Raw genomic sequence first — 9,365 nt, 5'->3', positions numbered from 1 at the left:
GGAGAGCATCTACTTCAGAAGAGGTAGCTTTATCCATCTTATCAATTCTTTTCTTAATTTCATCCTTGGAGTCTTTTATACTCTTCTGAGTTTTAGAGGAAGTAGTTTTGACATCATCACCTAAAACATCTTGCACTTTCTGCAACGTAGTCGTAAGTTCCGCCGTTTTCGTACGTATATCTGCTCTTACATCCGATATTGAGTCCTTGACAATATCAAATAAGTATCCCATCTTAGGTAAGAGCTGATCAATTTTATCTCCTATTGTTGTTTCGATAGAAGAAACAATATTACCCAAGGCATTATTCTGGGTCCGCAGGATGTCGATATTTGAGTTAAAATCATTTAACAGGCTTTCATATTTAGAAATATGTTGGCTTACAGACGTAGATAACAGATTGAGTTGAGAAGATATAGAATTATTGAATGCGTCACTACTCTTTGTTAAATCACCATTCAATTTCTTTATCTGCTTTTCAAATCTATCTATAGAAGAGCGTAATGTCGACTCAAAACGCTCATGAAAGCCATCCAATTGAATGTTCAAGATATTGCTTGATTGGATTGTCTTTTCATTTATTTCTTGGATTGCATTTTCTGTTGCATTTGATATCTCCGATTTAAGCGAAGTTAATGAATCCTTCAACGCATCAACTATTCCTGAAGATTCCTTAGAAATCAAATTTGCTTTCTCTTTGAGCGCTTTGAATATCTCTTTCTTAGACGACTCAATGCTTGACTCCACAGATTTCTCATGAGCTTCAACTGCCCTTGAAATTGAGGTGAAGTCATTTAAAATCCGATTTATATTGTTTGCAGTATCAGCTAACTGCTGCTGCACTCTATCATAGGCCGCGACATTATTTTGGACCTGCAGTCGAGCCGATTCAATGGCTGTCAGATTATCTCTGAGATTAGCCAAAGATGAGAGTATTTGTTGTGTATCCATTAAGCTGTATAATAATTTTTTAAATTATTGAGCCACTCCCCATTATCTTCAAGTTCAAATAAAATTTGAAGTTCCTTCAGATGACGGATTTCATCTTGAGATGCGGCATTCCTTTGATTTAACGAAAATTCATTATAGAATCTTTCAATCAAAGAATAGAATACTTCCTTATCGGCTATCTCTTCTTTGAATATACGGTATCCTTCGATGAAACTCTCATCAAGTTCATCCAGCATCTTATTATCATTCGGCTGTCTCATTATCATAAGACAGAATACATTCAGCAGTGACAACACCGGATTAGTATCAGTTTCACTCCTTCTTATAAGTCTAACAGCACCTCGGAGATGCTTGATGTTATCTTTGGGAGAACCGGATGCACCAATCACATCGTTATCGATGACTCTCATATATTTGAAGAGAATATCGAAATCACGATGTTTATCTTCTACAATATCATCGTAAAGTGAGAATGGCTCATCATTCTCTGTTCTGTATCCTGCGCGAGCGAACTTAGAATTGAAATAAAAGAAAATCTCATCCTTAAGATCCTCATTTATCTCTTTCCAGTCTTTGGTTTCGTCAATACCGGTGAGGCAGAAATTCCTCATATCGTCAATTGCTCGCTTGCGTTTCATAACGACTTTGTCGTATACAAACTCTGTTAGGTAGCCAAGACACTTATGGATTTCATTCTGACCTTTGCGGATGCTAGCTCTTTCGACCTCATTTTCGGCACGCTCTTCCGAATAGTATCTCATCAAGAATGATTTCATTCGTAGGTAGTAAGATCCCGGCTTTTTGCGTGTCGTTACGATTCTGAAAGAATTACGGTGATAATCTTGTGTGAAATCGTCAATTAGACCAATCACACACATTCTATATATAGCCTTTGCTACATCTTGGTAAGAGTCATCGTTATAAGGTATCCAAACAACGAGGTCATCGCCAACCTTGCAGGAGAGTAATGCCTCCATAAATCCATTACCGGAATGCAATGCGGCATCCTTATACTGAGCATCGTCTCCAAGGAAGAATGTTACAGGCTTCACACTTAACAGTTCGTGCATTTTTTTCTTCTCTTCCAGCTCGCCTTTGAAGTTGTTATTGAAGAAAAACATCACTGTGCCATAGTCATAACTCTGGTATTCAATATTTTCAGGTCCAAATCGAATGCGGTTATAGTTTAAGTAAGATTTCAGGTCTTTATAATACATCCACTTAAATCGATAATCCGGATGGACATGCCTTAACTGACAATTCTCATACTTCGAGCATCTGGAATCGCAAGGCCAATTCCACATCAAATTGATTGGATTACCTTCCTCTTGACTCATAGATTTCGCGGTAGGACAAATAAGTCTGACCATGTCCACAAGAGGATTGCACACATCAATGAATTGGTCATCGACACGCACTCCGAAACCATTAAGTATCGTTTTAAGGTCTTCCTCCTTGAACCATTGTCCCTTTATCAGAGGTATGGGCTCTTGCATTATCGGACATCTGCGAGATATTCGGACAAGTCTATAATTGGTCATTAGAATTATAGACAAAGCCATCTTTCGGTCTCGTCCGGCACGCCCGGCTTCCTGAACAAAGCTTTCAAGAGAACTGGAGTAATTCATGTTTATTGTAAACCTTACATTAGGTTTATCAATACCCATTCCAAAAGCCTTGGTTGCAACCATCAGAGGTAGTTTGTTTTCTCTGAAGAGTCGCATATTCTCCATCGAGTTGTTATCAGTTTCTCCATATTGTGGGGAACCGGAGAAAGAGCCAACTTTATATAATTCTCCTAAACTTTGAGAATTTATGTTTACGCTCAATCCCGTAGAGTTCACATGAGGACAAAATACAATTCCACCACTATCATAGTTTTCTCGATCCGATAGGAAGTCATCATCTACATCTACAAAAAGCGACTTAGAATCTATCGCTTCCAGGTCCTCACGCTCTTGAAATCTATCTACTATCCGTTGAATCGATTCCTCAGTCTGCAGTTCTCTAAGATACTGAGGGATTTTCGGTATCAAAGTTTTAAGGAAATTACTTTTTACCCAAGCGGAATCTTTAGAATTACTAAGCTTCACGGGCATTGGGTAATTATGCCTTAAAAGGACTCCATGATCATCAAACTTAGCAGGTGTATATTCAAGGTCAATTCTCTCTATCTTATACTGCAATTCAAGCCTATTGCTGTTCTCATATCTTACGATGGTATCGGGATCAAGCGTGAATGAACCATGTCCGGACAATTCACGCTCAACATCGGACAGCACATCGAATGAAGCAGTTGCGGTAAGACCGAATAATGATATTTCCCCGACCTTAGCCTTAACATAGCTATAAAGATTTCTTCCGAGATGGAGGTAGGAAAATCGGAAATCCTGTCCCCATTCTGAGACACAATGCACTTCATCAATAACTCCGTATGAGAAATAGACACCAAGTTGATGCATATTCTTAAGTCTCTCCCGGAACTCATATATGCAAAGCCTTTCAGGAGACATAAAGGTAAAAATTACCTTGGAAGACTCCATCATAGCTTCATGTGCCGCTCTCTCATCCTTACCTAATTCGGAATTTATATATGTACAAGCGTCAATGCCAATTGCGCGTAACCCGTCATATTGGTCTTCCATCAGAGACTTCAACGGATCAATTACAACTGTTACTCCGGGCTGAAGCATAGCCGCAAGTTGATAAGTAAGGGATTTACCACCACCGGTTGGGAGCAGTCCTATCACCCCCTTATTTTGCATTGCCCTATTTAAGATTGGCAGCTGCCCCGGACGGAACGCTATCTTGCGGAAGATAAGAGTCAGGAAATAATTCAGATACTCTACCGTCTCTTGAATATTATCATAGCCTCCTGATTGATTTATTTGCGTGAGAGGCTTATATGTTATTCTGTCAGATGTATAAATCTGGCGCGATGAAGACTTCTCACAAGAACGTACATTGAAATAACAATCATTCTTAGCTTTAAATTCAGAAAACTGTACATGTTCTGCATCCCCCTTATCTTTAAAGCTAATGTCTATGACCAAATCAAATTCATCTTCTTTATTGATTTTCTTGACCGAAGCTACGCACTTGTTTCCAAGATGCAAAGGAGAATTCTTAAACTTGGGATTGATAATAGAAAGATTGATCTTTGGGAATCTTCTGTCAGAATACTCAACGGCGAGTGCGCACAGATTATTGAACATCTGCTCGAAGTCGGCAAATGCTAAAGCGGCGCACGGATAATCTGCTTCCTTAACAACGACATTCCATTCTTTCTCGTCAAGCGATAAGCGACCGGTCAATATGGCTTCAACCACCACCTTCTGTATTCGGGCAATCCCAATCGGAGTATATCGGAACAATTCTTCATTATCTTTTAACGATTGTTGGTCTACAACATCATAATTAATTGCACCATACCTCACTGTTTCCTCTGTTGCCCTAAATATATCAGCGAAGCACTTCTCAATGAATGGACTGCACTTGGTAGGGATACCTCTTGTAATTATATTGTTCAGGACAGCCACGATTGGATCAACATCTGAGTATATACTCGCGCCAATATCGAAGGGTGCCAGCACTTCAAACGAGCCATGACTTTCACAGGTAATCGTTTCGTCGGTTTTCCAAAGGGCATCAAGCTTGTAATACGCACGAAACTCCTTGGGTGGAAAGAATGACAATGGGACAAGAAATGGCTTGCCATCCTCTCGAATCATCTTAAATCCCTTGGTTACACAACTATACCATTTCCCGTTACTTAACTGGCTGAATTGAGGGGATATCGTGTCGGAGAAAACGTCCTCCTTAGCCTTGGCAAAGTATCTGCTGAATGCCTCGATTCGATGATTTCCATAGTTGAGCGGGCCCACGCAGACAAAATAGTGCCTGTATCCGGTAGATGCGATAATATTAGCAAGCTTCTTCAGGTCTATTTCAGGGATATCCAAAATGTTGGAGAACAAATGGATACATACAGGTTCCTCAATATGTAACTTTTCAAGTTCTCCTTTCGATGTCGGGTTACCCGATGGCAGATAAAGATTCTTAGGCTCAATTTCAATGTCACTACCGATAGCCTGTAGGACATTGGCCTTAGCTCTTGACAATGCCACAGAAGATGGTTCTATGAGGGTAATCTTCTGAAGTTTTGGGAGATGATTGAAATCTCTCAGTTTTGAAACAAAATGTACACTCGCTATCCCTTGACCACAACCCCAATCGATTACTTCGAGATTGGAGGTGAGTTCTTCCCAAGGGAAGGTCTCAAAGGCCTTTTCCAATTTGCCTTTGTGCATGTCACCATATGAAGCGATATAGCAACATAGTTGTTCTTCATTAGAAAGCACAGCTGTACCATGCTTCAAGCCAAAGCAAGACCATGGCTTTTCCCGATATTTCGAGGGCACATTGTTTCGTGACACTCGGATGATGTCATCAAGTATCAAAGATTCAATTCCCTTTATGTCCTCAATATAGCCCATAAATCATTATTCCGCTATCAATTATTCCTTGTAGGCAGAATCCCACTCTCAAAAATTTTAAGGCTTGCGGCCTGTCCGAGTTTCTCCAAATCCGATCCATTGAACTCCGCAATACTTACACGTACACATCGGTTAGTCACGTTTATTCAAATCCCTATCGAAGGCTTGAATAGTTTGTACACTTCTTTCGATTTTTTCAATAGCATCTTTGACTCGCCCCAAGTCGTTCCGAGCATATATCAATTCAATGCGGCCACTTTCGGATAGTTCCCTTGTATCTTTCAATCGTTCAATCTTTTCACGCAGTCCGGCCTTCTTGTTTTCAAGTTCTTCTGATTCTTGGTGGAGTTTAGCAAGTTGCCACTGCGACATCTGAAGAGCATTCTGTCGTCTTTTTCCCGGATATTTGCAGAAGACACAGGCTATAGACATATCATCTTGGCTTCCCATCTTACTAATACGAGGCAAATCGGATTCCAATGTCTTTAAAACCTGTTTTGGACTCGATGTCGCAATTTCCTTGTAAAGTCGGATATAGAAATCAGTCAACCTATCCCCGTCTCCATAAGTATCATCAATCCCATCAGAACCAAGAAACACGGCCTCAGGGAACGTACCATTACCGCAATAAGCGAATCTAAATTCAGAGGCGGCATCACTGTCACAAATTGATGTAGTTCTATTCAAAAAACATTGTTCATCCCATGGAATCAGTTGTTTTGCCTCCATACCATGCTCACCAACTTTGAAGAATACCATTTTACCGTCTCCTATTTGAAATGAAAACCAGTAGTTCTCGGTCATGACGTAGGCCATTAATGTACATCCGTAAATCTTTTCGAGGACACCATTGTCACTTTGCAGGCCACAACGAAAATCCGAGAGATATTTTTCATCTACATGCGATTTCTCCCATTCGGTAATATCGTTAGATTCGGCATGCTTCCTTATATTGCAATTCCATTGCCTGATTATATAAGAAACCAACCATGACAACGATCTGTAAACATCATCATTACAAGCATTCGGTGCTACACCATATTGCACTACACCTTCACTTTGAAATATATTAGAAGTAGACGGATCTTTAACAAATCCATCTATTGCTTTTTTGGCAACATTAACAGCAATTTCAGATCCCTTGTCACTACGGAAATAGCGTGCTCCGCCATGGCCGTCGCTAACGATGGCCATGGCGAAAGCACCTTTAGATTCTGATAGAGAATAGTCTTGGCATGGCTTATCTAAAACCTTGTGACTCTCACCTTGACATGTATGGTTTAGAACTCCTACGCCTCTCATTTTAATTAAATTTAATCCCACTCATCATAGTTATCGCTATCGGCAGTGTTGGGTTTTGCCACGGTCTCTGCTCCGGGAGTATTATCAACAATTTTCTCCAACATATCCTCCATCTGACTCTGCTTGGTTTTTTCAGAGGTTGTTTTGCTCTGACTTCCTATCAAAGAAGATCTTAAGGCCATCAGTTTAATCATTTCTTTTAATGCGTCCAGATTGTGAACTTTCACAATTGATTCTCTTGAACCTGTAAATTTTTCAAGCACATAGTCATCAGCATCATTGCCGATTGAGATAGCCAATCTGATTCCATTTGTGAACCAGCTGTTTTCCCATAATTTCTTGACTCCTGCATCAAAGTTGTCAGTCGGTCCTCCATCTGAAAGAAGAAGAACAACAGGTGCGTAGCTTCCACTCGGCGACGACATGAATCCACCGTTACGTGAAAGTTTCTTGTCAAGTTCTACACATGCTTCCCCGAGTGAGGTCATACCTGAAGCTTGAACCTTCTGCCAGATGAACTCATGTGCAAGCTTTGGCTCATCATAGAGCCAGTGTGTACTGTTGGAGAACTCCAATGCTGCTACGCGGATTTCGGCGTCAGTATTGTTGTCGGAAATTTCGGCAATCATAGGGAGGACATTCTCGATTGCATCGTTTACACTCCCGATTTTAGAACCACCCATCGAGCCTGATTTGTCGATGATGAAGAAGAGTGTCATTTGCCTGCGTGGAGGCCTTTCGCTATCAATTAATCCTGGCATAATTTTGTGATATTTTAGGTTTTAGATTATTGTTGCTTTATTAGCTGAGTCGAAGATTACTTTAAGACCGGCTTTTACAGGCATCATTCCTAGAGGCTCAATGCTCTTCAGTTTGCCGCTCGGAGTTTCTACCGTCCATTTTTCAGATGTCATATTCTGAATTTGGATGGGATACTTGTCGCCCGGGACTGTTACGATACGAGCGGTCGGGACATTGTCATATCCGAGATAGAAAATTGTACCCGGAGTAAGCCAGACAGTTCGGTTATGCAACCGGATTCCACCAGCGATCTGAATAGTGGCACCACAGTTCATACACCTTGGCGAGCGAGGATCAGTAATGAAGGTTTCCTCCTTACATTTCGGACAGACCACGAGCATATCTTGAAGACTGCGAATCACATCCTGCCATTTCTTTTCGATTCTACGTTTGGCAGGGTCTTTCAGTTTTTCCTGAGTAAATTCTTCGATGAATGCATTTTGCAAGATTGCAGGATAAACCGGCCATCTGCGGATAACATTACGATGCACTCCGCGTACAGGACGATTGCGTGTGTCCTTCTCATCGTAGATGAAAAGTATCTCGCTGCCGTAGAATTTCTTTTCATACTTTTCCGTCAGACAAGGACATTGAAGCACCTTATCCCCTTCAAATGGGTGATTTCCATAGAACAGCATGAATAGTATGACAGCGAGAGAGAATCGATCACTACCCTTGTTAGGCAGAGTCTTTCCCAACACTATCTCCGGTGCCATGTAACGGGCTTTACCAAGAATTCCGGACACTTCACCTTCCGGCATAACGTTATCATTGTCGCAAATGAGCACATCACCCGTCTCGGGATTAATAAAGAAGTTGCCGTCGTTTAGATCCTGATAGCTGAAACCACTGAGATGAAGTTTCCCAAAACCTTCACAAATTTTCATCGCAGCATTGAGAAGTACCTCAAAAGACTGAAATTGAACGCGAGCAAGATAGAATTGCCCGAACTCATAATATCCATCAGGACGCAATGGCATGATGTATCCATAGCTTTCTTTCTCTTTCATGGTAACATACTCCGGCCATAGGAATGCTCCGGAAGGTGCGCCTTTCTTCACGTTGGACTCAAGATTCTTATAGAATCTATCGTCGGGAGCATTAAGATACCATTTAAGGGCCATCTTTTTGCCGAGAAGTTCTACAAGGTAAACGATGCCCTGACCACCACGCCCCAGTTCTTTGACAACTGTTGCCTGAAGTCCTCCTACGAGATTTACTTTGTCATTTGTTTTTAATTCTTTCATTCATATAGGTCGTTTATAAAGTATACCAATATAAGAGAAAAGGTAAATATCCCTGATCACATTCCTCCACCGGACAAATCGAACGTCTCTCCCGGAACGACACCACTGGACGTTCCGCAGTTGGGACAAGTTACCATTTCTCTACCATCGTAGCAAACAACTTTCCCGCAACTGTTACAAATATAAAAGCCTTTTGAGCCGCAATATGGGCACCCGTTGAAATCATCATCATAGACGATTGCACCTCTTACATGAGTTTTGTCATAGCCTTCACGGGCGGCCTGCTCTTTACTCATCTTAAATGCCCAACAGAAAGCGTAGGCATTCCCGCGTTTGTCAACAGTTATTCCGAATGGCTTTCGCTCATTCTCACACATGCCCATTATTGCAAAAGCGGATTCACTCAGTTTTCCCATGTTCTGTCGTTTTATCTGATTTCATGTATATCACACGGAACTCTCTGCATTTTCGCCGTTCCTGTCTACCTGACGCAATTGAGTAAGCGTTGTATTTGTCATAGATGTCCAGACCACGGCCAAGGCTAATATTCCAACCATCGTCAGTAGTTAT

Annotated in this window: 7 protein-coding genes; all 7 read right to left on the bottom strand. The window is 41.1% G+C overall.

Features of this window, described 5'->3' with window-relative positions; genetic code table 11:
• Positions 1-949: hypothetical protein (locus tag HDT28_07685; protein ID MBD5132448.1), on the bottom strand; the 949-nt coding region annotated here is incomplete at its 3' end.
• Positions 949-5,445: a DEAD/DEAH box helicase gene (locus HDT28_07680; GenBank protein MBD5132447.1), complete on the bottom strand. Its 4,497-nt coding sequence runs from the start codon at positions 5,443-5,445 to the stop codon at positions 949-951. The genes HDT28_07680 and HDT28_07685, both read right to left, overlap by 1 nt.
• Positions 5,446-5,577: 132 nt before the next feature.
• Positions 5,578-6,747, bottom strand: coding sequence for a hypothetical protein (locus tag HDT28_07675; GenBank protein ID MBD5132446.1), 1,170 nt, complete (start codon positions 6,745-6,747; stop codon positions 5,578-5,580).
• Between the two features lie 11 nt (positions 6,748-6,758).
• Entirely contained in the window at positions 6,759-7,508 is a 750-nt protein-coding gene (locus HDT28_07670; protein ID MBD5132445.1) for a VWA domain-containing protein, read from the bottom strand.
• Between the two features lie 21 nt (positions 7,509-7,529).
• Complete coding sequence (locus tag HDT28_07665) at positions 7,530-8,795, bottom strand: serine/threonine protein kinase (protein ID MBD5132444.1); 1,266 nt, start codon at positions 8,793-8,795, stop codon at positions 7,530-7,532.
• A 56-nt stretch (positions 8,796-8,851) separates the two neighbouring features.
• The gene (locus HDT28_07660; protein ID MBD5132443.1) at positions 8,852-9,211 is read right to left on the bottom strand and encodes a hypothetical protein; all 360 of its coding nucleotides are present in this window, start codon (positions 9,209-9,211) and stop codon (positions 8,852-8,854) included.
• Positions 9,195-9,365 (bottom strand): hypothetical protein (locus HDT28_07655; protein MBD5132442.1); only part of this gene is annotated, 171 nt, incomplete at its 5' end. The genes HDT28_07655 and HDT28_07660, both read right to left, overlap by 17 nt.

This window comes from Clostridiales bacterium, from assembly GCA_014799665.1.
Taxonomy (GTDB): Bacteria; Bacillota; Clostridia; order Christensenellales; family Pumilibacteraceae; genus Anaerocaecibacter.
Note: the sequence above shows the minus strand (reverse complement) of the source record. Positions and strands in the feature narration are given on the sequence as shown.

Bases quoted from the DNA above. Each gene is read 5' to 3' on its own strand.
- HDT28_07670 (MBD5132445.1), bottom strand. From the start codon at position 7,508: ATGCCAGGATTAATTGATAGCGAAAGGCCTCCACGCAGGCAAATGACA.
- HDT28_07675 (MBD5132446.1), bottom strand. From the start codon at position 6,747: ATGAGAGGCGTAGGAGTTCTAAACCATACATGTCAAGGTGAGAGTCAC.
- HDT28_07665 (MBD5132444.1), bottom strand. From the start codon at position 8,795: ATGAAAGAATTAAAAACAAATGACAAAGTAAATCTCGTAGGAGGACTT.
- HDT28_07680 (MBD5132447.1), bottom strand. From the start codon at position 5,445: ATGGGCTATATTGAGGACATAAAGGGAATTGAATCTTTGATACTTGAT.
- HDT28_07660 (MBD5132443.1), bottom strand. From the start codon at position 9,211: ATGGGAAAACTGAGTGAATCCGCTTTTGCAATAATGGGCATGTGTGAG.